The following is a 24,302-nucleotide window of genomic DNA, read 5'->3' on the forward strand; positions in this document are numbered from 1 at the left end:
GAGTTTATGAAGTATATTATTCGTGGTTTGTTATTGGGTTTGGTATTCAGCCTGCCTGCCGTTGCTCAGGTACAAGTTCTGGACAAGGTGGCCGTGATCGTTGACCAGGGCGTCGTGCTGGAAAGCGAGGTTCAGTCGCTGGTAAGCGAAGTAAAAGCCGATGCAGAAGCCAAAGGGCAACAATTACCGTCGGACCTTGCACTGCGCACTCAGGCCATCGAACGTTTGATTCTCAAGAATTTGCAGCTTCAGCGTGCCGGCATGATGGGGATCCGTATCAGTGACCCTCAGCTCGACCAAACTATAGCCAACATTGCAGCAAACCAGGGTGTCACTGTCGCGCAATTGCGCGAAGAGCTGGCGCGTCAGGGTATGGCTTATGACGATTACCGCGAAAGCGTCCGCGAAGAAATGATCATGGGCGAAGTGCGCCGCGCCAATGTGCGCCGCCGGATTTACATTACCCCACAGGAAATATCCACACTGGTTGAAATCATGGCTCAACAAGGTGGCGATCAGGCAGAGTACGAACTGGGCCACATTCTGATTGGCCTTCCTGCCGCCGCAACCGACGAAGATGTGGCTGATGCCCGTGAGCGCGCCGATAAAGTTATTGACCTGCTAAACAACGGTTCTGAGTTTTCACGTATTGCCATTGCGGCATCGTCGGGTTCAGAAGCACTGGATGGCGGTAACATGGGATGGATGAATATTAACGCTATGCCTACCCTGTTTGCTGATGCAGTACAAGGCAAACGCAAAAACGCCCTGATTGGCCCGATTCGAAGCGGTGCCGGTTTTCACATTCTGAAAATTCTTGATACCCGTGGGATTGAAGTTGTTGAAGTAGAAGAAGTTAACGCGCGTCATATTCTTATCCAACCGTCTATTATTTTAAGCGAAGAACGCGCGCAGAAAATGCTGAAAGAATTTAAAGAAAAAGTACTGGCAGGTGATGCAGACTTTGCGGAACTGGCAAAAGAGCACTCTGCTGATCCGGGCTCTGCACTACGTGGTGGAGAACTGGGTTGGGCAGACCCAAATATGTACGTACCAGAATTTAAAGATGCGCTGGCCAGATTGGCCCCGGGAGAGTACAGTGATCCTGTTCGCTCCGCACACGGTTGGCACTTAATTCAATTACTGGACCGCCGAGTAGATGACGCGACCGAACAACGCAAGGAAGATAGAGCCTACCAACTCCTTTACAATCGTAAATTTGCGGAAGAGAGCGAGAACTGGTTACGCGAAATGCGCGACACGGCTTATATCGAAGTCCTTAGTGAGTAAACTGAAGGCCTCTGTATGACACCGCTAAAAATTGCAGTTACGCCCGGCGAGCCCGCTGGGATAGGTCCTGACCTGACAATTGAGCTGGCCCAGCAATCCTGGCCGGCTCAACTGGTTATATTCGCCGATGAAACCATGATGCTGGAACGCGCCAGCATGTTGGGTAAACCACTTAAGCTGACTCACTATGTACCCGGTGAGACCCGTATACAGGAGCCCGGTGAATTATTTATTCAACCAATTCCTGCGGCTGTACCGGTTGTGCCTGGAGAACTGAACAGTGAAAATGGCCATTATGTGGTGGAAACCCTTCGCCAGGCCTGTCAGGCGAATATTGAAGGTGACTTTGGTGCTGTGGTAACCGGGCCAGTCAACAAGGGCATCATCAATAAAGCGGGGATCTCTTTTAGCGGTCACACCGAGTATTTTGCCCATCAGTCGAATACCATCGACGTGGTTATGCTCCTCTCAACCAAAGGACTGAACGTGGCGCTCGCCACCACTCACATACCTTTGGAATATGTATCGCGTGCTATCACCCGTGAACGCCTGCACAAAGTGATTCATATCATTCATACCGACCTGAAACTGAAGTTTAACATCAGACAGCCACATATTTATGTGTGTGGTTTAAATCCTCATGCCGGTGAAGATGGCCATATCGGCCGCGAAGAAATCGTTACCATTACCCCAGCCCTGAACGAATTAAGGGAACAGGGCATTCGGATTACAGGGCCATTGCCAGCCGACACCATTTTTCAGCCCAAATACCTGGAAGACGCAGACGTGGTGCTGGCGATGTACCACGATCAGGGTTTGCCCGTGCTAAAATACAAAGGTTTTGGCGCTTCGGTAAACATTACTCTGGGATTACCTTTTATTCGTACCTCGGTGGATCACGGTACGGCGCTGGATTTAGCGGGTAAAGGCGTAGCCGACTGCGGCAGCTTTACCCAGGCCATGCTTAAAGCAATAGAGTTAGCAAAACATCAACAATGAATAAAACTCACTTAGGTCACACCGCGCGCAAGCGCTTCGGTCAGAACTTCTTAAATGATACCTTTGTTATCGAGCGGATCGTTGACGCAATCAACCCGCAGGATGGTGACAACCTGGTAGAAATTGGCCCCGGACTGGGCGCGTTAACCGACCCGGTGTGTGAACGTGTAAATGCCCTGACAGTTGTGGAATTAGACCGCGATTTGGCAAAACGACTGCGTCACCACCCGTTTCATGGCAGTAAATTAACCATTGTTGAACAGGATGCACTTAAGGTAGATTTTAGTGAACTGGCTAAGGTAGACGCACCACTGCGCGTGTTTGGCAACCTGCCTTACAATATCTCTACGCCAATTATGTTCCACTTATTCAGCTTTGCGAACCTGATCAAAGACATGCATTTTATGTTTCAGAAGGAAGTGGTGAATCGTCTTGCCGCTACCCCGGGACATAAAAATTATGGCCGGTTGTCGGTAATGGCACAGTATTATTGCAAGGTGCAGCCTGTACTGGATGTGCCACCCGGTGCATTCGTTCCGCCTCCAAAAGTCGATTCAGCCGTTGTGCGACTGTCTCCACACGCTGAGCCGCCAGTACAGGTAAGCTCGGTGAAAACACTTGAGCGTGTATGCACACTGGCGTTTAATCAACGCCGTAAAACCATTCGCAACAGTTTAAAAGAGTGTATTGAAGAATCGCAATTACTGGCACTTGGCATTGATCCCACCCGCCGCGCAGAAACCCTGTCGCTGCAGGATTTCGCCGTTATAGCCAACTGGGTAGACGAACATGACAACACCAACACCTGAATCGGTTCTGGCAGAACAGGTGACTGTTCAGGTAGTGACCCGACATCTGCCTGAACATTTACCCTCCGACAGCGATAAGTTTGCTTTCGCTTATCAAATTACCATTAGCAACCACAATAGCTGTGCGGTAACCCTGACCCATCGTTACTGGCTGGTTACTGATGCCAATGGCAAGCAGATTGAAGTGAGTGGTGAAGGGGTCATTGGCAAACAACCAACCATTAACCCCGGTGAAAGTTTTCAATATACCAGTGGCTCAGTTCTGGATACCAAAGTGGGTACAATGCAAGGCTATTACGAAATGAAGACCGATCAGGGTGAGCAATTTCGGGTGCCAATTGCGCCTTTTCGTCTGGCTTTGCCCAATATTATAAATTAGGCGCATGGCAAGGTACGTTGTAGGAGATATTCAGGGATGTTACGAGGGGCTGTGCCGGTTACTGGACGCAGTAAAGTTTGATCCTGCCTGCGATACTCTCTACACCGTGGGTGATCTGATAGCACGCGGTGAAGATTCTCTCAGTACGATACGATTCCTGCGAAGCCTGGGGACACAATTTAAAGCCGTGCTGGGCAACCACGATTTACACTTTTTAGCCGTATCTCAGGGACTTAAGAAAGCCAAGGCCAACGATAAGCTGGATACTTTACTTAACTGTCCGGAAATCCCAGAAATAATCGACTGGTACCGCCAGTGGCCACTGGCCATGATGCTGGACGATAAAACGGTCATGGTTCACGCGGGTTTACATCCCACCTGGTCTATTGAACAGTTACTGCTGTTAAGTAATGAAATCGCTCAGGAACTGCATGGCCCACGATGGTGTCAGTTACTTGAAAATATGTACGGAAACGGCCCTTCTCACTGGAAAAATGCACTAAAAGGCTCCGCCCGCCAACGTTTTATTATTAACAGTACCACCAGAATGCGCTTTATGCAGGCTGATGGAGCACTGAACCTCAAAGCCAAGTCGTCGCCACAGGATGCCCCCGCCTCACTAATCCCGTGGTTTAAGGTTGCAAATTCGCATCTCCAGCCTGACCAGCGGGTTATTTTTGGTCATTGGGCCGCTTTGATGGGCCAAACCAGTTCATCTCAATTTATCGCACTGGATACCGGCTATGTTTGGGGCAATCAACTCACGGCTTACGAGCTGGATAGCGAACAAACATTTGTGATCAACGCTTCAAATTTTTAGAATTTCGACCGATACTATGTAACGGGAGTGTTAAAGAAGTCTGATCTCGGTATTTTGTGCGTAATACTTTTGTATCATGCCTGAAAGGTTGGTATAAAAGTAATTGCAGCAATGATTGTTGCCGGACTTATCAAGGACTGTTATGGAAGTTGTGCTGTAGGGGACGCAGCATCAGAACCTTGAAGGCCAATCAGTAATACCAGACGCATGAACAAGCGACGTAAAAACACTGTTTGGATACTAAAAACTATAAAAAGCTCTGGGAGCCAGAATGAATTTAACGGTTAAAGCGCGAATCATTATTGGTTTTGTCGCCATAAGCACATTACTCTTTATTATCAGTGTATTTTCGTTATTTAATTTAAGTTCAGTTCACGACGATGTAGAAGAAGTGAACAAGGTTGCCATGCCAACGGTCATTGGCAGCAATACACTTAAGGCGACCTTCCTGAATATGGGCCGGTTAACCTTTGAAGCCTATATTTCTGAGGAAATTTCGTCAGTTGAGTCGAGCCAGGCGAAGTTTAACGACGCTAATCAACGTTTCGATGCTGCCTACAAAGAACTGGCTGCAACCGTTAAAAACGATCCCCAGCTTAAATCTTCACTGCAAACTGTGCGCGGTCAGTATGAAGAGTATCTGACTACCGTAAACAGTTTGTACAACAGCCACTTACAGTACTTGCGTAAACGCGACGAAGTCGCCTCCCGCTTGTCAGATGTAGAAGACAACGCCGATGACGCTTCTACTAATCTGCTGGATTTCAGTGATAACAGTGCAGTAGCGCGCAATAACAAGCTGAAAAAAGCCGCGCAATTGGGTGCTGATCTGGAATCACGCCTGTTAACGCTGATGACAGTCACAAACGACTACATTAAAACGCAAACATTGGTGCGTGCCGACACACTGAGCAACGAAGTTAAATTTGCCGTAACAGCAATTAACGACCAACTTGACGCCATGGTTACGGCTGCAGATGGTCAGGATAGCACCGGCATGCTCAGCGATATTGAAGGCATGGTGAACGAGGCCATTGATGCGGTGACTGGCAGCGACGGTATCATTCAGTTGCACATGAGTCGCCTTGAATTGCGCAACCAAACACAACAATCGCTCGGTCAGGCCGACGAGAAAGCCTCTGAAGCAATCGACGAACTCGAAAATTTGTTGGCGCTGACCAACAAAAAAGCTAAATCCCTTGAAGAGAAAGTCACCGCCAGTGTCGCTACCGGAACAACCAGTGTACTGGTGATTGTTGCCGTGTCACTGGTGATTGCGTTCTTAACCGGAATGAAAACCGTATCGGCAATCACAGTTCCACTGGCTAAGGTAAACGAATTACTGAATATAGCTTCATCTGGCGACTTAACCCATAAACTGGACGACTCCAAGCAAGACGAGTTTGGCCAGTTGGCGAGAAACTGTAATAAGCTTATTTCCAGCCTGAAAGATCTGATCCAGGGCATTAATTTGCGCGCAGAACAGCTGGCAGCCGCTTCTGAGCAAACCTCAGCGGTTACCACGCAAACTACCAAGTCCATTCAGGATCAAAAAACCCAAATCGGTCTGGTTGCCACTGCAACAACCGAAATGCACTCTACATCACAGTTGGTTACGCAAAATGCGGAAAACACGCTGGAAGAAATTCGTCACGCCGATGAAGAGTCTAATAAGGTTCGCAGCATTTCGTTGCAAAACAAAGCCACCATTGAAATTTTGGCCCGAGATGTAGATCAGGCTGCTCAGGTAATTAATAAATTACATCAGGACAGCGCCAGTATCGGCAGTATTCTTGACGTTATTCGCGGCATTGCCGATCAAACCAACCTGCTGGCACTGAACGCTGCCATTGAGGCGGCTCGTGCAGGTGAACAAGGCCGTGGTTTTGCGGTAGTTGCGGACGAAGTAAGAACGCTGGCCAGCCGTACTCAGGAATCAACACGTGAAATCAATGCCATGATTGAAGTATTGCAAGAAGGCGCAGAAAAAGCCGTTGCGGTAATGAATCAGGGTAAAGAACAAACTGCCAAGTGTGTTGAACAAACCGACATGGCGACCAAAGCGCTGGACATCATTTCTGATGCCGTGCACCGTGCCCACGATGTCAGTTCGCAAATCGAGCAGTCTGCCCGTGAGCAAAACCTGGTATCCCAGGACATCAGTGAGAAGCTTGAAACCATTGTTGGTATTGCTGAAGAAACCACGGTTGGTGCTCAACAAACGTCTGAGTCGAGTTCTGAAGTTGCTCGTCTTGCAGAAGAACTGCAAAGTTCGATTCGTCAGTTTAAAGTGTAATAAATCCTTATCGGGCAAACGGCTTAGCCGTTTGCCCGCATTTCTTATTTCTGCCCTGCTTTGGTCATTGTAGCTAGCACTTCGTCCACTACAATTCCCGTTTGATTCACTGCAAGTGTCAGTTCATATTTACCGGCAGCTAACCCCTCAAGCTTAACCTGAGTTAATATTCGATTAGTCAGTACGCCTTGTTTCCATGATTCACTCCGCCCTTGCGTATTAAGCAAGGTTTGCTTAATCAATTTGCCGTTTAATGACGCGTCCAGGCGATGATCAAACGCATTGGCGTGAGTGGGCAAGGTTGCAATATCAACCATTACATCGGCCGCTTCCTCGAGGGTAAACTGAAAAGAAATAGCCGGTTTTTCGTGATCAAAATAGCGGGATTTTAAAGGAAATACTGTCATTGCATGGCGCGAATAGCCCAGTTCAGGCATTACCTGCCACTGCGTCCCTACTGGGGCATACATATCACTGACAGTCAGTGAAACAGACTTATACCGCTGACTCGCAACGTTTACCCCGGTTGTAATAACTTCAGGCTCAGCAAATACCGGCAATCGCCTGGGACTGGCATCCATCATCCTATTCCATTTTCCCTTATTTAGCCCATTGTAGGTTGCCGTTAATTGTTGAATGTCGCTATGTGCTTCACGCGCCTTTTCTATCAGGCGCTGTTGCTGCACCGGGGAGGCATTCAGACTGGCAAGGTGCCGGTAAAGCCACTTGCGATTCATCGCTGCGGCCCCTTTTACAGGATAAGCGACCAGTTGAAACCAGGCAGCTTGCTGCGCCTCAGACAGCGATTGTTCTAAATTATTCACGGTAGCAACCAGGTGCTCATACGTATCCAACCGCTGATTGATTTGGGTTTCGGTAAAGCTTGTTAAACCGGTTTGCGTAGCAGGCTCAGTCTGGCTCCAACCCATAAATTCCGGGCGGCGAATAAACGCCAGATGATAGTGATCCAACATCAGGTTGGCTAACGGTTGCGCGAGACTCTCACCAAAATCTCTGTCAAATTGGCGAACTAAATACTGCCTGGCAGAATCGTCAGGATCATCTGGTCCGGTCCAGCCGAGATGCAGAAACCACTCCATGTTGTACTCTAAGGGTTTAATATCCCCCACATTGGCTATCCACATTTGATTGGCCCCGTCGGCATACGCCCTGGCCATTTCAAACTGAATTAATGCGGGATGGGTAGTGCTCAACCAAAGATAATCATGGGGCCTGCCCCAATAGCTCAGGTGATAATATACGCCACTTCCACCTGATCGTTGCTGTTCGTTAGCATTGCTCCGCCTGCGGATATAACCATAATTATCATCCGGCCATATCAGCGTAACATCGTCCGGCACGACCAAACCGGCCCCGTAGAGTGCAAGTACTTCTTTATAGGGGGTAAAAACCTGCTTAACGACATTGCTGTTTCCATAAATGTCTGACAGCATTGTGCGCTGGGTATCCAGTACATTTTGTAACACTTGCACCGATTGTTCGGTAGACGATGTGCCAAGCATATGGCTGTCGTGAACACCCCGCATCCCTAACGTAAATATTGGCAGTTGCGGTGTATCTTTTAATTCGCTTACCCGGCTTTCCCAGTATTTGTTCACCCTGCTGGCATTATGTACAAAGTCGAATTCGCCCCTTTTAGCACTCTCCCACTCATCAACGTTATTGCGCATCATGGGTTCTGCATGCGAGGTACCAATATGAATCTGATAGCGCTCCGCCATGGCTTTATTACCATCAACGGTGAAGAATGCCCTGGTGCCGGGATGCATGGCTGGCCAGATGGTATTGGCTTTCAAGCGCAGTAGTAGCTGAAATATTTTCTCATAGGTGAGTGGCCCAATATTGCCCACGCTAGGTTCGAGCGTTTTTGAAGCCCATGGCAATAATCCCCAGTCCTCATCATTTAAAAATACGCCCCGGTATTTTACAGCCGGACTGTCTAGCAGAGGCAAACCGGTGAGCATGACCGGCCCCTTTGCCGCTACCATTTCCGGTAACACTGGCGTTACGCCAGTATCCGCCCACCATTGCCAGGGGGAGATACCCAACTTTTCGGCCACCGTCATTAATCCATACACCGCGCCTCTTACATCCGCCCCAACGATATGCAAATTCGCGTGCTCTACAAACACAGTAAACCCTTCCCACTGCCCGTGTGGTGTATTCACGAGGGCTGCTAACCTTGGATGGCCGGGTTCAACAGACACAATAACCCCTGAGACGTCGGTAAATCGTTGATCAGTTACTAATACTTTCACGCCTAGCCTGCGACTCACATTAACGGCAAAGTCTTCAACAGCCCACGTGATCAAAGGATCTGAGTGACTGGTGAAAAGCGGTATTGAGGATTGATTGACAGGGAAAGTAAATGTATTCGATTCCGACGCATCAGAACGGGCGCTCAACAATGTAACAACACACATTAAGCAGCAACGTAAAAAGGCATTAGGCTTCAGCATAGATTCAACAGATTGGTAATCATGCCTCACGCTAGGTCAGTGTGTTCAGAGGGTCAATACGCACCGTTTAATTGTTCCGGATACGAACCGGTTTGGGTCGTTTGTCAGTTTGCGAGCCTGTTGCCCCTTGATACCCTCCTACCAGCGCCTCAGACACAGGCTCAAACTCCTGCGAGTTAAACGCGTGCTGACCAAAGAACCATTTCAGCATACCCGACATTTTTAATTCGCTAACATAGTTGTCACAAATGAAATTACTTAACTATTCTTAGATAACTTGGAAAAGCATGAGTGTTTGTGTATGCGCAACCGTTTTGTACGCCCGCTTGGGGTGATGTGTTGTTGGGCCTTATCGTCGACCTGTTTCGCTGAAGTATCGGTTACTACAACGTTAGTCTCAGACTATTTGTTTAACGGTGTATCACAAACCAATGACAAGCCTACCGTCCAGGGCAGTCTGGATTGGTGGAACGATGCAGGCTGGTATGCCGGCAGTTTTGCGTCCGGGGTAGATTACGGAGAAGGCACCGATTACGAGTTGGATTATTACGTGGGGCATACAGGCAATATATCCGAACACATCGCTTACGATGCCGGTGTGGCTATGTACACATATCTGGGCGGTGACGACAGCAGTCAGTACGATTACGCCGAAGCTTACATTGCCCTAAGCTACAACGATACACGTGCTCAGATTTGGTATTCCAATGACTATTTTGGCTCAGGTGCCAGACACTATATCGTTGCCCTCTCGCAGGCATACCAGTTAAATGACGATGTGTTACTCACGTTTCAGATTGACCGTTCTGCCAGCCTGGACCCCGAACAGTACAGTTGGGATACCAACGATAAAGACTATGTTCACGTAAAAGCAGAGGCCGCCTTCAGTTGGCTTGGCTTGGACTTTACTCTGGGACTGGAAAAAACAGATTTAGCATACGATAAAGATATCAAAGCGTTAGGCACAATTGGATATACGTTTGGATTGTAAAACGGGAATTTGATAGTCGATAAAATTTAGTGCGGGGATCGCCCATGTTTTTTGAAGGAAAGAGTTTATCTTTAAAATTGCTTCTGGTTGTTGGTGCGCTTTTTGTGTTGATGTCCACCAGTTATATCGGCGTGAGTATTTATTCGCTGGGTAAAACCGAGCAAGTGATCACCCATCAGGTGAGTGAAGAGGTATCAAGTCAGATCGAAGGCACCGTGCGTTCCCGGGCCAATGCCATTGCCGCTCAGATTGGTAATTTATTTGAGAAGTCGTTTTCAGTACCACTGGGTATCTCTGCCCTGATTAAAAGCAACATAGAGGGTGACATTCCCGAGTCTTTTACCCGTGAACAGGTAGAAGCAATGGTGAGGAACGCGCTTAAAACCGCCAGCGTATCTTCACTGTATGCCCAATTCGAAGATAACCAGTTTGATGGGAAAGATCAGCAATACACCAGCGGATTTTCACATTCGGTTGATGGCCATGGCAGTTTTGAAGTGTATTTTGTGAAAGAGGCCGACGGTTCGATTTCGCAGGTGCCAATTGATGACGCCAATGAGAAACACGATACAACACTGGATGAATATGGCTTTCGCGCGGCGGAGTGGTACTTGTGTTCGTCTGACTCACTAAAACCCTGTGCTTCCAATCCTTACAATTACGAAATTCGCCCTGGCTACAGCGAACTCATGACCAGCCTGGCGGTACCAGTAATAGCACAAGGCAAATTCCGCGGCGTGGTGGGTGCGGATTTGAACTTACCTATACTGCAAAAGCTCGCTAATGAGTTAAAAGCGTCCTTGTACGAGGGTAACGCAAAAGTGTATATCGTTAGTCACAAAGGCTTTCTTGCCGCCGCCACAGACCTGGAAGACAGCCTGGCCAAACCCTTTAACAGCGTGTTTAAGCAAAGCGAAAAACTGTTGCAAACTTCGGGTAAAAATATGGCGACCACCCTGGATAATTACTTGTATGTGGTACAGCCGATTCCGATTGCCACCGCAGGGGTAAACTGGGAACTGGTTGTAGCCATTAACGTCGCAACCGCTATGCAGCCTGTTTACACTGTGTCAGATATGATTTCAGATGAAATTACCAGTATCCTCACCAATACCGCTGTAATTGCAATCGCGTTAACCATTGTAGCCCTTGTACTTATCCAGTTGTTTACCCGAAGTATTGTCCGTCCCGTTGAGATGGTATCGGACCGCATGGCAGAACTGGCCGGCCAGGGCGGTGATTTAACACAAGCGATCAACGTACATTCTCATGCTGAACTGATCCGATTAGGCAACGGCTTCAATCAGTTCAGAGAAACCGTAAGAGCGCTGCTTGATGCCGCCAAACGCGCGGGTGCTGAAGTGATAGCGTTGAGCGAGGTGAGTAAAGAAAACGCGCAGCAAACGCATCAGCAAATGTACATACAGCAGGCCGAAGTTGAAACCATTGTAACGGCCATTACCGAAATGTCATCAACCGCACAGGAAGTCGCCAATACGGCCTCTTCTGCGGCTGACAACACTTCTGCGGCGACACGTTCAGTGCGGGAAACGGAAGCCGAAGTATCGGCCGCGTCAAAGCAAGCGTCAGAATTATCCAGTGAAATTGCTGTTGCATCCGACGCAGTAAAAGCGGTATCGGAGCGCAGTGAAAACATTCGGAAAATTCTGGATGTCATTGGTTCGATAGCCGAACAAACCAACCTGTTGGCACTTAACGCCGCCATTGAAGCCGCGCGGGCTGGCGATCACGGACGAGGATTCAGTGTGGTGGCCGATGAAGTACGTGCCCTTGCGTCAAAAACAGCCGTGTCGGTTGACGAAATATCGCAAGTGATCACTGCGCTTCAAACCGAAGTTTCGCATACCGTGAACATAATCAAAAAAGGCACGGACAAAGCAGAAAGTGCCGCGTCGTGTGCTAATGCAGCGTTTTTGAAAATGAAAGAAACCGTTGCGCAAATTGAAGAAATTAACCACCGTATTATTCAAATTGCGGCCGCAGCCGAACAGCAAAGTCATGTATCTGAAGAGTTAAATAAGAATATGGTCGTGATTGGCGATTCAACTAAAGCAATAGCGTCGTTGTCTAAAATGTCAGAAAGTAGCGCACAGAATATTTATCAATCATCCCACAACCTGATTGAACAGCTCAATAAACTCAAAACCAGCTAACGCGCTAAACTTGAGAGTAAAATATAGCGCCACCGGCGTTGCCCGGTGGCTACTTACTGCTGCTTTGACTAGAGTGCGAATACCCCATCCAGGGTTTTAAGCTGAGATTTCACGTCGGCCTCATCACCCACTATAACCAGATGCATTTTACCTACGTCCAGGTATTGCTTTACTGCATTACTGACGTCTGCCGGAGTAGTGGCGTAAATGTTATCTACGTAGGTTTGCAGATAGCTGGCGTCAAGTCCGTGTAATTCCGTGAAGGCTAACTGACTAATAATGGCGCTTCGCGAACTGTTGCGAAGCACAAAAATACCTGCCATGTAGTTTTGCACACCCGACAGTTCTTCTTTAGACGGGTTTTCACTGGCCAGTAAATTGATCTCTTTTACAATTTCGCGCAATGAGGCGGCGGTTGATTCTGCGGTGACATCCGCTCCCTGATACCAAAAGCCCGTACCTACCCTGTCCATCACAGATGAGCGCGGCGAATAGGTATACCCTTTATCTTCGCGGATATTCGATGTGATACGACTGGAAAATGCCCCACCGAGTAACGTGTTCATTACGTTCATGGTCATCGCATCTTCGTGGTCAGGCGCGATGGTAACAAGACCCAGACGCAAAGTAGACTGTGGCGCATTCGGGCGGTTGATTACGGTAACGGAAGGGCCTGCCTGAGCCAACACAGTTTTACTTTCCCTCTCAGCGCCTGGCTGCCAATCCTGAAAGGCATTTTTTATTGCCGCCAGCACAACCAGATCGTTAAACACACCCGAGACGTACAGGTGACTTCGGTTAGGAACAAACTGCGTGCGAATAAACGCGGCAGTTTCTTCTGTGGTAATAGCAGCCAGGGTTTCCTGCGTAGGATAAAGCTGACCATACGGGTGATTACCGTAAATTTTATGGTAGAAGGCTTCAGTTGCAATAGAGGAAGGGCGCGACTTCGCTACTTCCAGTTCGCGTTGACGGTCAACTTTAATGCGCGCCAGATCCTTTTCGTTGAAACTCGCATTCAGCACCATATCAGCAAGGGTAGCAGCGGCTTCATCGGCGAACTCACTCAGCACATCCATACCCACCCAGCTTGAATCCAGGCCAACCGATGTTTCTACCTGCCCCCCCATACTGGCAACCGAAGTAGCCAGTGCCTGAGCAGATTGATTCGCCGTGCCCTGACGCAACATTTCAAAGCTAAGATCCGCTAGCCATACCTTGCCACCGTCATCAATATTGCCCGTGTGCGTAACCAAACGCACTGTTGCTTTGGGCGTACTGCCATAGGGAATAAACGTTACTTTCAGGCCGTTGTCCAATACCACTTGTTTGGTTTGTGGTACCACGAAATTACCTGGCTTGCCTCCTACAGGGGGCAGTTCCTTCGCCACAGATACAGCAGAGATCATCAGCAACAAAGCTGATACAGAGAGTGTTTTAAAATTCGTCATGCTGATTACTCCTTATCACTGGCGGATTGTGCTAAAGGATCGTCACCTGGCGTAACGGTTAGCACAGTCCGGTTTGTCGGGCGCAAATATTCCTTGGCGGTACTGATAATCAGTTCAGGTGTGACCTGCTTAAAATTCGCTTCCAGCTCGTTAATCTTGCCCGGATCATTGTCGAACAATGCGAAGCTTGCCAGTAAATCAGCCCTGCCAAACCCGTAAAAATCATCGATAGCATCAAACAAACTGGAGCGGATTTTTACGATCGCCCGAGACATGGCCTCTTCACTCAGCGGCTTTTCAGTAAGCTGACTGACTACGGTATCGATAGCCTGGGTAATTTGCTCACGGCTCACAGTATCGTCGTGAGTAAATGAACTCATCCATAACATCGGGCCATTGTAATTAAACATATTACCCAGTAAGTAGTTAATACCGCCACCAACGTCTCCTGTGATCTGGCGGTTTTTCACCAATTCCTGATACAACAAGCTGTCTTCACCCTGCACCAGGATCTGGTCGATTATACCCATAGCATAGTATTCAGGTGTACCACGGGGTGGCATTTTATAAGCAAACGCATACGCAGGTTTAGGCGCTAACTTGTCGAACTTATTGAAGACTTTTTCTTTTTCCTGTCGAAGTTCAGACAAATCAGGTTGCGGCGCAACTTCGGCAGAGGCAATGCTGCCAAAGTACTTTTCTACCATCGCCTTGGCTTCAGCAGGCTCAAAATCGCCCACAATGGCCAGCGCGGCATTATTGGGCGCGTAGTACATTTTAAAGAACGCATCGACGTCTTCCAGTGATGCGGCGTCAAGGTCCGCCAGATCGCCATAGAAATTGTGTGCGTTATACCAGTTGTTGAATGCGTATTGCGGCATGTCCAGCCAGGGGAATCCGCCATAGGGCTGATTCAGCACGTTTACCTTCACTTCGTTTTTAACCACACCTTGCTGATTGGTGAGATTTTCCTGAGTAATAGCCAGACCTTTCATACGATCGGCCTCTGCCCATAAAAAGGTTTCCAGCTTGTGAGAAGGGACTATTTCAAAGTAGTTGGTGTAGTCAAAGCGCGTGGAGCCGTTCAACACCCCACCACTATCGTTCACCAGTTTAATGAATTCCATTTTACCCAGGTTGTCAGAGCCCTGGAACATCATGTGCTCGAACAAATGCGCAAAGCCGGTTCTGTCGCGGGGCTCATTGCGAAAACCGATGTTGTAATACACGGCTACCGTTACGGTTGGCGAGGTTTTATCGGGCGACAGTACCACTTTGAGGCCGTTTCCCAATGTGAAGTAATCAACAGGAACGTTGTAATCGATTCCCATTGATACGCCACCCGCTTTTGCTGCAATATTTTCTTCCGACGGCATGCTGGCCTGCGAAGACTGTTGCGATGCAGAGTCGGGCTGCCCACAACCCAGCAACATGGCAGACATGACCCCCACTGTCAGTAAAGACATTGTTTTCATGACATTCCCTTTTATTATTTTTACTTACAACGATGAGATTTGAATTTTGATTGCTACGCACAAATGCTGGCTGTGATCAGCAATAAAAAAGACAGTTTAACGCCAGGATGGTGTGCACCCTAGTGTGCCATATTCAGCATGCAACCAGTTCAGGGATTGGTCAAGGCGCAGACATATTTTGAAATGGTTTTATTAAGGGCCGGGTGAATGCACAGTGCGCCGCCACAACGTGGTCGGCGCAAGCTGTTAATCGGGTTCAGTACGCGCCAGCACTATAAATCAGTTCGTAACTGTGACTGTAGATTTCCAGAATGTTGCCAAAGGGATCTTCCATATAAATCATTCGGTACGGCTTTTCGCCCGGATAGTAATAGCGGGGCTCAGGCATCCGGCGTTTGCCCCCGGCAGCCTCAATACGCGCGGCCAATCCTTCTACATCAGGGTCCTGCACGCAAAAATGGAATATACCGGTTTTCCAGTACTCAAAGTTGTTGTCTGGATTTTGCTGCTGATCAAACTGAAATATTTCAACGCCAATGCGATCACCTGTAGACAAATGTGCGATCTTAAAATGCTGCCAGCCTTTACCAAACACATCAGTACACATTTCGCCAATGGCCGAATTATCTTCTGTTATGTCTGTGGGCGGCATAATCAGATACCAGCCTAACACGCTGGTGTAAAACGCAACCGCTTGTTCAACATCGGGGACTGAAATACCAATGTGTGAAAACGTTCGTGGATATGTATTGCTCATAAATCCTCCTATTTAGACTGATTTAAAGCTTAACTTTCGCCAAGGATTACGTAAAATTATCAATCAAAATCAAACTAATTACATTTTGTTATGATAAACACTAAATGGCTGCAAACATTTTGTACCTTATGCGATGAGCAAAGCTTTACCCGCACAGCGGAAAAGCTGTTTATGACGCAATCAGGGGTGAGTCAGCACGTGATGAAGCTGGAGCAACAGGTTAAAAACACGCTGGTAATACGCCAGGGCAAACAATTTGTGCTGACCGATGCGGGCGCACGATTACTCAGCGACGCCAGATCGGTGCTAACAGCTATACAAAACCTGGAGCAAGGCATAGGATTTGACTCTCCTTATGCAGGTAAAATACGTGTCATGTCACCTGGCAGTATCGGCCTGAAACTCTACCCACACTGCCTGGATTTGCAGCAACAACACAAGGAATTGCAGATCGACTTTCGCTTTGCTCCCAATCGCGATATTGAGAATGCGGTGCTAAACAATACGATTGATGTTGGTTTAATGACTCGTCCGGCTACTCACCGGGAAATAACAGCCACCGCTATTGCCCAGGAACCATTACTATTGGTGACCCCTGCCAACGTAAAAGAGATTTCGTGGCAAACGTTGCAATCCCTTGGTTTCATTGCCCATCCGGATGCCACACACCACGCTGACTTACTGCTTAGTGCGAATTATCCTCAGTACAGTTATCCGCATTCACTTCCCGAGAACGGCTTTTCAAACCAGATTGGATTAATTTTGGAACCCGTTAGTCGCGGGCTGGGATTTACGGTATTACCCGCCTATGCCGTAGCCGCTTTTAGCAAGCCATCTTCGGTAAAGGTACACAGGCTTGCGAAGCCAGTAAGCGAGACCATTTATCTGGTTGAGCACCAGTTAAAACCCAGACCGGCTCGCCTGCACACTTTACTAACGCACATGAACAACTGGCTGACGCCCTCTGCCTAGAACTGCACTTTCTGACGGTGTTGTTTTCGCTGGCTTTGGGCTTGTTTTGCATCCTTGCGGCGCGCTTTCACTGCCCTGCTCAGCCGTGTTGATTTGCGGGGTTTGTCTTGTTTTAGCTGAGCGGATACCCACTCGGTCAGACGGGAAATCGCATCCTCTTTATTTTTTTCCTGAGTGCGAAATCGCTGCGCTTTTATCACCATAACCCCCTCGCTGGTTAAGCGACTATCCGTGCTTTCAAGCAGCCGGGCTTTTACTTCGTCTGGTAAGGATGACGATGTAATATTGAATCGCAAATGAATTGCGCTGCTGACTTTATTGACGTTTTGACCACCGCTACCCTGCGCGCGAATAGCCTGTAGTTCGATTTCCTGATCAGCAATAGAAAGTTGTGAAGTTAATTCAATCATAGTACTGGCATTAGAACATCGCCCCCAATCGTGCGCAAGCCCGTATGAATTGTTACCTGCTCGTATTTCCCGTAGTGAGATGAGGCTCAATAGTTGAGCTTTCCGCACTGTCGACTACGCTTAATGTAAGATTTTATACGGTGTGATGTAGTGAGTCTGAGTCTTCGAAGTAAACTCCTATTAGCAGTAGCCATGGCATTGATTTTTAGCCTGGCTACCCAAGCGTTCATCCGCTTCTACTGGACTTTGCCAGCGCTTGAACAAATGGCTGGTAACGCCAATAAGGCCGATTTATTGCGACTGCAAGAAGCATTTAACCAGCAGATTGAAACCCTTAGAGGAATTTCGCTGGACAACGCCGTGTGGGATGAAATGCACCGGGCCGCTACAGAGCGCGATGCTCAATGGTTCGAAGAAACCTATTTTTTGCATGAAACCTTCAGCCAGCTCAATATAAATGGCTGGTATTTTTATGCCAGTGATCACCAACTTATTGCCGGGCAAAGTATCGAACCGCCTTACCAGGTAATCACCAATCCCGTTTTTTCTACCCCTGGTCACTCCATTACTCAGCATTTTCTGTTTAACGCCGTGGACGCTGAAGAAGAGCCTCTGTCGCGCTGGGGATTAGTCACAATCAATGAAAAACCCGCCATTGTGGTATCCCATGCAATTACAACCGGCGACGCGATGGGCATTATTGCCGGTACCAGTTTGATCTGGTCGTATATTAATGACAAGCGGATGTCATTGCTGAGTCAGGCCTTGCAGAAACCTATTCAACTTACCTTAACGCCATCAGCACAGGATGCCCCTCCGAATACGGTTAACGCGTTTATCCCGGATTCCTTTCACGGAGACGCCTATGAGCACCGACTTAATTTGCTGTTTAATGATTATAGGAACAAGCCTTTTTTTGTGTTGAGTTTTGATGAAACCACATATCCGTTTGATCACGATATTTTTGATATCACCCTGCTCATTGGCTTACTTTCCGCATCGTTAATGCTGTATTTGTTTTACGTGTTTATTCGTCATCAAATACTGGTACCTTTGAGAAAAATGCTAAACATTGTGGCAGAAGTTATGGCTACTTCGGATTACACCAAGAGCATCGAATTAAAGGGTTATGATGACATTGGGAAACTCGGCAATCATATCGACAAGCTGTTTAAGCTGGTTAAAGATCAAAGAGCCGAGTTAATTGAGCATAATCAGCAGCTCAAAAATATGAGTTACACCGATCCGTTAACCGGTATCGCCAATCGTCGCTATCTTGATCAGCACCTGCTTACTCTGGCAGAAGCTGCAAACACCAGCACCATTCCCGTGTCGATGCTGCTTATCGATGTAGACCATTTTAAGTCGTTTAACGACAACTATGGTCACAGTCAGGGCGACAAAGCATTGATTGATGTTGCCACCATGCTTAAACAAAATACCCACGCGGCAACGGACTTTGTTTGTCGCATGGGGGGAGAAGAGTTTTTAATCGTGTTGCGGGATACCGACGCGAGCGATGCGCTGATGGTGGCAGAGAATTTGTGTAAACGCATATTCAATACCGGCATTTCTCATGTGATGTCACCTTATCATGTGCTGACGGTATCGATTGGAATCAGCACCAAGCCCGCAGGCATACCACTGCATCACGCAGAGCTAATAGATCAGGCCGATAAGGCCTTGTACCTGGCCAAAGATTCGGGGAGAAATTGCGTAGAATCTTATCAATCAAACCGTTAGGCCAATAATTATGCAAAAATGCTTTGTCTTATCGCATTTATCCGCGACAATGTGGAAGTGGTGTTACATTGCCCTTACCATGTGGGGTTAAAGGAGTTTGGTTAGCATGCACCGTCCACTATTGTGCCTGGCGATTATTTTTGTTGCCTCGATATTTTCTGCAAGCACGCATGCCTTATCACGTCAGGTTTCCATTGTTTACGCAGCAGAACTGCCATTGATTAAAAATGAGCCGTTTGGCAGCTATGCCAACCTTGCTACATTGCTTGACCAAACCAGAGAACAACACGCCAGCACCACGTTTTTGTTCGGTGGGGGCAGTCTTGCGCCGAGTATGCTCTCCTCATTTGATCGCGGCGCCCACATTATCGATATTCTGAATACCCTGGAACCCGACGCCATGGCGGTAGCTAAGCGAGAATTTAGCTATTTTGAGGATGAGTTTTCGTTACGTGCTTATGAAGCTGCTTTTCCTATGGTACTCAGCAATGCTACAGACCCACTCACCGGCGACAATATAGACGGTGCTGTGCGGCGGCTGATCATTGAGAAGCCCGGCGTAAATATAGGTATAGTGTCAGTTATTCACGATTCTGTAGTAGAAGAATACCTGTTACAGCGCCTCCACATTAATGAACCCGAACAGGCCACACGCGCTCAGGTTAACCTCCTTAAAAATGAAGGTGCGGATGTAGTGGTACTCATGACCTCTGACCGACACGATTTTATTGACTCCCTGTTGCAGGAGGGCGTTGTTGACCTGGTATTGCGTACCGATCCGCATTTCACACTTACCAGTGATAACCAGCGCAGTAGCGATCACCCGGGGTACGTATTTATAACGTCTCAGGGTACCGCTGCCGTTATTAATATTGAATGGCAGGACGCGCAATCAGAGAAACAAATTTCAGTATCAACCCTGCCGTTAAACCAGTTTCCCTTAAACAAGGCGGTCGATTCACAAATCAATGCCTATGACGACAGGATCAGCGTGCTGCTGAGCGAAGAAATCGCAACATTATCCACCAGCATGAACACACAACGTTTTGAAGTGAGAACCAGTGAAAATGGCTTTGGCAACCTGATTAGTGATGCCTTGCGCTCGGCCAGTCATACCGATGTGGCATTGATTAATGGCGGTGCCATTCGGGGGGAGCGACTTTACAGCCCGGGGCACGTCCTCACGCGTGAAGATATCTCAACCGAATTGCCCTTTCGCAGCCGCATTACCGTATTGCGCATCGCAGGACGTCATTTAAAAGCCGCTTTGGAAAACGGATTCAGTGAGGTTGAACAGGTTGCCGGACGATTTCCCCATATCTCCGGTGTTACCATGAATGTAGATTTATCAGCGCCCGTGGGCCAGCGTATTAAACACATAGAAGTAAACGGCCAGGTGCTGGTAGACGCTAAGATTTACAGTCTGGCGACATCTGACTTTTTAGCCGGTGGGGGTGACGGCTATAAAGCGCTGACATTGGGTAGCGAAGTGCCGTTTAGTCAGCAAGTTACGCCGCTCATTGCCGATATTGTGATAAGTGTTTTGCGACGTCAGCAAACCGTTTCCACTAATAAGTCAGGCAGAATAAAGTTTATATCGTCAATTGGAAGGAATGGTTGATGATTAAACAATCGCCCTTACAAGTAATGGCTGCAGATGCCGACAAGAAGCACCTTTATTCATTAACCAGCATTATTAATTTTGGACTGGTCACGCTAATTGTTGCCATTTTGATACTGGCCATTACCACCTATTCGAAGCTGAAATCCTTTGAAGACTCGTTAACCCTGATGACCAGTGAATCACTTCCCACCGTAGTGCATTCTGGCGAACTGTACTCGCAAATGAGCCTGCTGATGAGCGTAACAGAAAGGTTGTCGAGCGCGAATTCGGATGCTATGCGGCGTATTGCTTACGATGCGATTAATCAGCAATTAATCTCGCTTGACGATGTAGTGATGGATCAAACTGACAATGCCTACATGATGGCGCAATTACAGTCGATACGTCGTGAATTAGCTGACCTAAACTCCCTGGTAGAACAAAAATTAACGATCAACGTATTGCTTACCAGTCAGCAGGAAAAGCTCTATACGCTGCACAGCAATGTAACGGAAACGAGCTCGGCGTCGGTTGCCAGTCTGGCCAATCAACCCTGGTACCTGGCGTTAGCCAATATTGTTGCCCGCTCATCGGAAGTATTAACAACCGATCAGCTTAGTTTGATCCGTCAGCAACAGCGCTATTTAAGTACTTTACTGGACGAACTTGATAGTCTGTCTAAGGCCCAGAGTGCCAGTAAAATTGACAGCGCTACTGCCATAAGTGCTCAAATTCGCAGAATAATTCTGGATGATACCGCAGGTTTAATTGCGCTTCGTCAGTCACAATTAAAGATAGTGGGCCGGGTAAGGGGCCGGGGTAACTTCGTACGCAATCTGATTTCGGATTATGCCCGATTAAATGAATTTGAATCTCACCAGCTCAACGAATCCGTGCTGGCGACGGCACACAGCACTTCCCGTCTGGTATCTCAACAGGTAAAACACATCAGTTTGATTTTCGTTTTCGTGTTTTTAGCCTATGTGTGTTTTGTACTGTTTATCCACCACGCGGTAGTGCGCAGATTAAAAACACTGCGAACCCAGGTGCAACAACGCGCTGCTGGTAACAGCAAGGAAATTGCGTTGGGTGGTAAAGACGAGATTGCCGAACTGGCCAGTAGCTTTGAGAAATTTGCAGCAACCATAGAATATCAAAAGGCATCATTAGAAGAACTGAGTTTGCGCGATGCACTAACGGGTATCGCTAACCGACGGGCGCTGGATGAACGCTATTTGCAAGAGATTCACGTGGCATCCAGACAACGCTGGCCGCTTACGGTAATGTTGCTTGACGTAGACTTCTTCAAACAATACAACGACAACTATGGCCACAGCCAGGGCGATGAGTGTTTAAAGCAAGTAGCCGATTTACTTAAATCCCAACTGCCCAGAAAAACAGATTTTCTGGCACGCTACGGTGGTGAAGAATTTGCAATTTTATTGCCGAATACCAGTGACACCGGTGCGATTCGCGTTGCAGAGGGTATATTGCAAGCCTTTAAAGATGCTCAAATCCCACATGACTTTAGCGGAGTGGCTGATCATATCACTATCAGTATAGGCATTTCAGTGAGTCAGGATGTGCTGGGTGAACATTCCATTCCGTCCTTTGAGGAAGCCGATAAGTCTTTGTATCTGGCAAAACGCCAGGGGCGGAACAAATGGATTATGTTTGACGCGGATACGGTTAAATAATCGCAAACAAAAGCCGGAGCGCAATGCTGCACACCGGCTTTCTGATGTCTTTATTCAAATAACTCGCTGTGCAGTATTTTTACAATTTCGGTACTGTCCGATTCATTCACCAGGAATGAAATATTGTGCGGATTAGCACCAAAGCAGATCATACGCAGGTTAAAGTCGGACACCGCCGCAAAAATCCGGCTGGATACGCCTTTACTTGTTTGCATGTGGTTGCCCACCACGGTAACCAGATCAAAGTCTTTTTCAACTTTTACGTCACAGATGGTTTCAAGTTCGGCAATGGTTTCACGATTCAGTCGCTGTGCCACTGAGTTTGCCGGATTATCCAGGGTAAACGACACAGAAATTTCCGATGTAGTTACCAAATCCACACTCAGTTTGTGTTTTGCAATAATGGCAAACACCTGCTGCAGGAAACCTTGTGCATACATCATTTTGGGTGTTTTTACCGTTACCATTACCTGTTCCTTACGACGGGTAATAGCACGGAAAGGCGGTTCGTAATCACAATCGCGAACAATCCAGGTACCGCCTTTCTCAGGCTCTTTACTTGAACCTACGAACACTTTGATATTCTTACGTACCGCTGGTTCCATGGTGGCAGGATGAAGCACTTTGGCACCAAACGTGGCCATTTCAGCCGCTTCTTCAAAGCTCAGTTCAGGCAGAGGATGTGCCGCCGGGGTGATTCGCGGGTCGGTAGTGTACACGCCCGTTACATCAGTCCAGATTTCACATACGTCTGCATCCAGACCTTCTGCAAGCAGTGCTGCGGTAAAGTCAGAACCGCCGCGCCCCAGCGTAGTGGTACGGCCTTCTTCATCGGCGCCCACAAAGCCCTGAGTAACCACAATGGCGTTTGCAATTTCAGGTTGTAACAGCTTCTTCGCGTTTTCTTCGATGATCTCAATTTGCGGCGCTGCTTCGCCAAACTCACTGTCTGTACGCAACACTTTGCGAACGTCGAAGTTAAGCGTGGCCACACCCAGCTCTGCCAGCACAGCAGCAAACATGAGTGATGACATACGCTCGCCCATCGATAACAACTGGTCTTTCAGGTCGTTGCGATGCAGAATTTCTTCATGACAAGCCAGGCCACGCAGTTCATCCAGTAGTTCATTTAACTTAGGCTCTACGTTAGTCTTATCTTTCAGTGCATTCAAAATGGCCAGTTCAATATCAACTACCTTCTGTACGGTGTCATTGATTTGTTGCTGGGTCATTGGCGTATGCGCAAGGCTCACCAGATAGTTAGTGACGCCGGCTGCTGCACTTACAACAACAAGGCGGGTTGCCGGATTGCCGGCAACAATTCTGGCGCAGTTTTGCATGGCCGCATAATTAGCGACACTGGTGCCACCAAATTTTGCAATGGTTAACGCGTTACTCACGGTTTTCTCCGTTATTACGCTGAGAGTTCTCAGTTTAAGGATTGACAAGCAACCGGTCGCCAACACGAACGCCGTGTTGTTTAAACCAGTTTTGGTTCATTTCTAGCGCATATTTCACTACGCCTGATGCCCCCACAGATGTTAAGTCATGTGGTTGCAGCGCTTTTATATCTGTGATCACGCCGTTTCTGTCGATAAATGCCACATCCAGTGGAATAAAGGTATTCTTCATCCACATACTTGCTTGTTTTTCTGGTTCAAATAAGAATAGCATCCCGCAATCCTCGCACAGTGACTGGCGGAACATCAAGCCCTGGGCTCGTTGTTCAAAATGCTGCGCGAATTCCAGTTCAAGCTTTATATCATTAATTTGCACCCGCACCGAATCAAATTCGACTTCGGTTACTGCTGACGCAGAAAACCAAACCAAAGTGCTGCATAGCATACCGAGTAATATACCCGTTTGTAAGCGGTTGCGAATACGCATAGTCTTTCCTTGTTATTTATAATTCGGCATAAAAAAAGCCGGGCCCTTACGGTGCCCGGCTTTCTAGTT

General features: G+C 47.8%; 19 protein-coding genes. 12 read left to right on the forward strand and 7 right to left on the reverse strand.

The window, feature by feature from the left end:
• Positions 1 to 6: 6 nt before the first annotated feature.
• The 6 genes from surA to FJ444_RS11580 all read left to right on the forward strand — a co-directional run bounded on the left by surA (position 7) and on the right by FJ444_RS11580 (position 6,593).
• Entirely contained in the window at positions 7 to 1,290 is a 1,284-nt protein-coding gene (gene surA, locus FJ444_RS11555) for a peptidylprolyl isomerase SurA (protein WP_140958453.1), read from the forward strand.
• 15 nt (positions 1,291 to 1,305) lie between these two features.
• The gene (gene pdxA, locus FJ444_RS11560) at positions 1,306 to 2,289 is read left to right on the forward strand and encodes a 4-hydroxythreonine-4-phosphate dehydrogenase PdxA (protein ID WP_140958454.1); all 984 of its coding nucleotides are present in this window, start codon (positions 1,306 to 1,308) and stop codon (positions 2,287 to 2,289) included.
• A complete protein-coding gene (rsmA, locus tag FJ444_RS11565; RefSeq protein WP_140958455.1) occupies positions 2,286 to 3,098 on the forward strand; it encodes a 16S rRNA (adenine(1518)-N(6)/adenine(1519)-N(6))-dimethyltransferase RsmA in 813 nt (270 codons plus the stop codon). The genes pdxA and rsmA overlap by 4 nt, the downstream gene beginning before the upstream one ends.
• Positions 3,079 to 3,477, forward strand: coding sequence for a Co2+/Mg2+ efflux protein ApaG (apaG, locus tag FJ444_RS11570; protein WP_140958456.1), 399 nt, complete (start codon positions 3,079 to 3,081; stop codon positions 3,475 to 3,477). The genes rsmA and apaG overlap by 20 nt, the downstream gene beginning before the upstream one ends.
• Before the next feature lie 4 nt (positions 3,478 to 3,481).
• Complete coding sequence (locus FJ444_RS11575; RefSeq protein WP_140958457.1) at positions 3,482 to 4,297, forward strand: symmetrical bis(5'-nucleosyl)-tetraphosphatase; 816 nt, start codon at positions 3,482 to 3,484, stop codon at positions 4,295 to 4,297.
• Positions 4,298 to 4,568: 271 nt separating this feature from the next.
• Positions 4,569 to 6,593: a methyl-accepting chemotaxis protein gene (locus FJ444_RS11580; RefSeq protein WP_140958458.1), complete on the forward strand. Its 2,025-nt coding sequence runs from the start codon at positions 4,569 to 4,571 to the stop codon at positions 6,591 to 6,593.
• Positions 6,594 to 6,637: 44 nt separating this feature from the next.
• On the opposite strand, the gene FJ444_RS11585 is transcribed toward FJ444_RS11580, so the two are convergent.
• Entirely contained in the window at positions 6,638 to 8,926 is a 2,289-nt protein-coding gene (locus tag FJ444_RS11585; protein ID WP_181405145.1) for a glycosyl hydrolase 115 family protein, read from the reverse strand.
• 448 nt (positions 8,927 to 9,374) lie between these two features.
• Between FJ444_RS11585 and FJ444_RS11590 the strand changes: the two genes are divergently transcribed.
• Both FJ444_RS11590 and FJ444_RS11595 read left to right on the forward strand, forming a co-directional pair.
• Positions 9,375 to 10,064, forward strand: a complete 690-nt coding sequence (locus tag FJ444_RS11590; protein ID WP_140958460.1) for a TorF family putative porin — start codon at positions 9,375 to 9,377, stop codon at positions 10,062 to 10,064.
• 44 nt (positions 10,065 to 10,108) lie between these two features.
• A complete protein-coding gene (locus tag FJ444_RS11595) occupies positions 10,109 to 12,238 on the forward strand; it encodes a methyl-accepting chemotaxis protein (protein ID WP_140958461.1) in 2,130 nt (709 codons plus the stop codon).
• A 68-nt stretch (positions 12,239 to 12,306) separates the two neighbouring features.
• On the opposite strand, the gene FJ444_RS11600 is transcribed toward FJ444_RS11595, so the two are convergent.
• From FJ444_RS11600 to FJ444_RS11610, 3 genes are all read right to left on the reverse strand, one after another.
• Positions 12,307 to 13,689, reverse strand: coding sequence for a pitrilysin family protein (locus tag FJ444_RS11600; protein ID WP_140958462.1), 1,383 nt, complete (start codon positions 13,687 to 13,689; stop codon positions 12,307 to 12,309).
• A gap of 5 nt (positions 13,690 to 13,694) precedes the next feature.
• Positions 13,695 to 15,164, reverse strand: a complete 1,470-nt coding sequence (locus tag FJ444_RS11605; RefSeq protein ID WP_219993898.1) for a pitrilysin family protein — start codon at positions 15,162 to 15,164, stop codon at positions 13,695 to 13,697.
• 256 nt (positions 15,165 to 15,420) lie between these two features.
• Positions 15,421 to 15,921, reverse strand: a complete 501-nt coding sequence (locus FJ444_RS11610; RefSeq protein ID WP_140958463.1) for a lactoylglutathione lyase family protein — start codon at positions 15,919 to 15,921, stop codon at positions 15,421 to 15,423.
• Positions 15,922 to 16,011: 90 nt separating this feature from the next.
• Between FJ444_RS11610 and FJ444_RS11615 the strand changes: the two genes are divergently transcribed.
• Positions 16,012 to 16,893 (forward strand): LysR family transcriptional regulator, encoded by an 882-nt coding sequence (locus FJ444_RS11615; protein ID WP_140958464.1) that lies wholly within the window; start codon positions 16,012 to 16,014, stop codon positions 16,891 to 16,893.
• Here FJ444_RS11615 and arfB read toward each other — a convergent pair.
• Positions 16,890 to 17,303: an alternative ribosome rescue aminoacyl-tRNA hydrolase ArfB gene (arfB, locus tag FJ444_RS11620; protein WP_140958465.1), complete on the reverse strand. Its 414-nt coding sequence runs from the start codon at positions 17,301 to 17,303 to the stop codon at positions 16,890 to 16,892. The genes FJ444_RS11615 and arfB overlap by 4 nt on opposite strands.
• Positions 17,304 to 17,495: 192 nt before the next feature.
• Between arfB and FJ444_RS11625 the strand changes: the two genes are divergently transcribed.
• The 3 genes from FJ444_RS11625 (at position 17,496) to FJ444_RS11635 (ending at position 22,346) form a co-directional block, all read left to right on the forward strand.
• Positions 17,496 to 19,046 carry a diguanylate cyclase gene (locus tag FJ444_RS11625; RefSeq protein WP_140958466.1) on the forward strand — a complete coding sequence of 517 codons (1,551 nt, stop codon included), beginning with the start codon at positions 17,496 to 17,498 and terminating at the stop codon, positions 19,044 to 19,046.
• 106 nt (positions 19,047 to 19,152) lie between these two features.
• Entirely contained in the window at positions 19,153 to 20,667 is a 1,515-nt protein-coding gene (locus FJ444_RS11630; protein ID WP_140958467.1) for a bifunctional UDP-sugar hydrolase/5'-nucleotidase, read from the forward strand.
• Positions 20,667 to 22,346: a diguanylate cyclase gene (locus tag FJ444_RS11635; protein WP_140958468.1), complete on the forward strand. Its 1,680-nt coding sequence runs from the start codon at positions 20,667 to 20,669 to the stop codon at positions 22,344 to 22,346. Before FJ444_RS11630 ends, FJ444_RS11635 begins: the two co-directional genes overlap by 1 nt.
• Positions 22,347 to 22,396: 50 nt before the next feature.
• Here the strand turns inward: FJ444_RS11635 and lysC are convergent, their stop codons facing one another.
• Both lysC and FJ444_RS11645 read right to left on the reverse strand, forming a co-directional pair.
• Positions 22,397 to 23,746, reverse strand: coding sequence for a lysine-sensitive aspartokinase 3 (gene lysC / locus FJ444_RS11640; protein ID WP_140958469.1), 1,350 nt, complete (start codon positions 23,744 to 23,746; stop codon positions 22,397 to 22,399).
• 34 nt (positions 23,747 to 23,780) lie between these two features.
• Complete coding sequence (locus tag FJ444_RS11645) at positions 23,781 to 24,233, reverse strand: DUF192 domain-containing protein (protein WP_140958470.1); 453 nt, start codon at positions 24,231 to 24,233, stop codon at positions 23,781 to 23,783.
• Positions 24,234 to 24,302: the final 69 nt, after the last annotated feature.

It is taken from the genome of Aestuariibacter sp. GS-14 (assembly GCF_006494365.1).
Taxonomy (GTDB): Bacteria; Pseudomonadota; Gammaproteobacteria; order Enterobacterales; family Alteromonadaceae; genus Alteromonas; species Alteromonas mangrovi.

Bases quoted from the DNA above. Each gene is read 5' to 3' on its own strand.
- FJ444_RS11575 (WP_140958457.1), top strand. From the start codon at position 3,482: ATGGCAAGGTACGTTGTAGGAGATATTCAGGGATGTTACGAGGGGCTG.
- FJ444_RS11625 (WP_140958466.1), top strand. From the start codon at position 17,496: ATGGCATTGATTTTTAGCCTGGCTACCCAAGCGTTCATCCGCTTCTAC.
- FJ444_RS11610 (WP_140958463.1), bottom strand. From the start codon at position 15,921: ATGAGCAATACATATCCACGAACGTTTTCACACATTGGTATTTCAGTC.
- FJ444_RS11630 (WP_140958467.1), top strand. From the start codon at position 19,153: ATGCACCGTCCACTATTGTGCCTGGCGATTATTTTTGTTGCCTCGATA.
- arfB (WP_140958465.1), bottom strand. From the start codon at position 17,303: ATGATTGAATTAACTTCACAACTTTCTATTGCTGATCAGGAAATCGAA.
- FJ444_RS11605 (WP_219993898.1), bottom strand. From the start codon at position 15,164: ATGAAAACAATGTCTTTACTGACAGTGGGGGTCATGTCTGCCATGTTG.
- surA (WP_140958453.1), top strand. From the start codon at position 7: ATGAAGTATATTATTCGTGGTTTGTTATTGGGTTTGGTATTCAGCCTG.
- FJ444_RS11580 (WP_140958458.1), top strand. From the start codon at position 4,569: ATGAATTTAACGGTTAAAGCGCGAATCATTATTGGTTTTGTCGCCATA.
- FJ444_RS11595 (WP_140958461.1), top strand. From the start codon at position 10,109: ATGTTTTTTGAAGGAAAGAGTTTATCTTTAAAATTGCTTCTGGTTGTT.
- FJ444_RS11615 (WP_140958464.1), top strand. From the start codon at position 16,012: ATGATAAACACTAAATGGCTGCAAACATTTTGTACCTTATGCGATGAG.
- FJ444_RS11600 (WP_140958462.1), bottom strand. From the start codon at position 13,689: ATGACGAATTTTAAAACACTCTCTGTATCAGCTTTGTTGCTGATGATC.
- FJ444_RS11590 (WP_140958460.1), top strand. From the start codon at position 9,375: ATGCGCAACCGTTTTGTACGCCCGCTTGGGGTGATGTGTTGTTGGGCC.
- pdxA (WP_140958454.1), top strand. From the start codon at position 1,306: ATGACACCGCTAAAAATTGCAGTTACGCCCGGCGAGCCCGCTGGGATA.
- apaG (WP_140958456.1), top strand. From the start codon at position 3,079: ATGACAACACCAACACCTGAATCGGTTCTGGCAGAACAGGTGACTGTT.
- FJ444_RS11635 (WP_140958468.1), top strand. From the start codon at position 20,667: ATGATTAAACAATCGCCCTTACAAGTAATGGCTGCAGATGCCGACAAG.
- FJ444_RS11645 (WP_140958470.1), bottom strand. From the start codon at position 24,233: ATGCGTATTCGCAACCGCTTACAAACGGGTATATTACTCGGTATGCTA.
- rsmA (WP_140958455.1), top strand. From the start codon at position 2,286: ATGAATAAAACTCACTTAGGTCACACCGCGCGCAAGCGCTTCGGTCAG.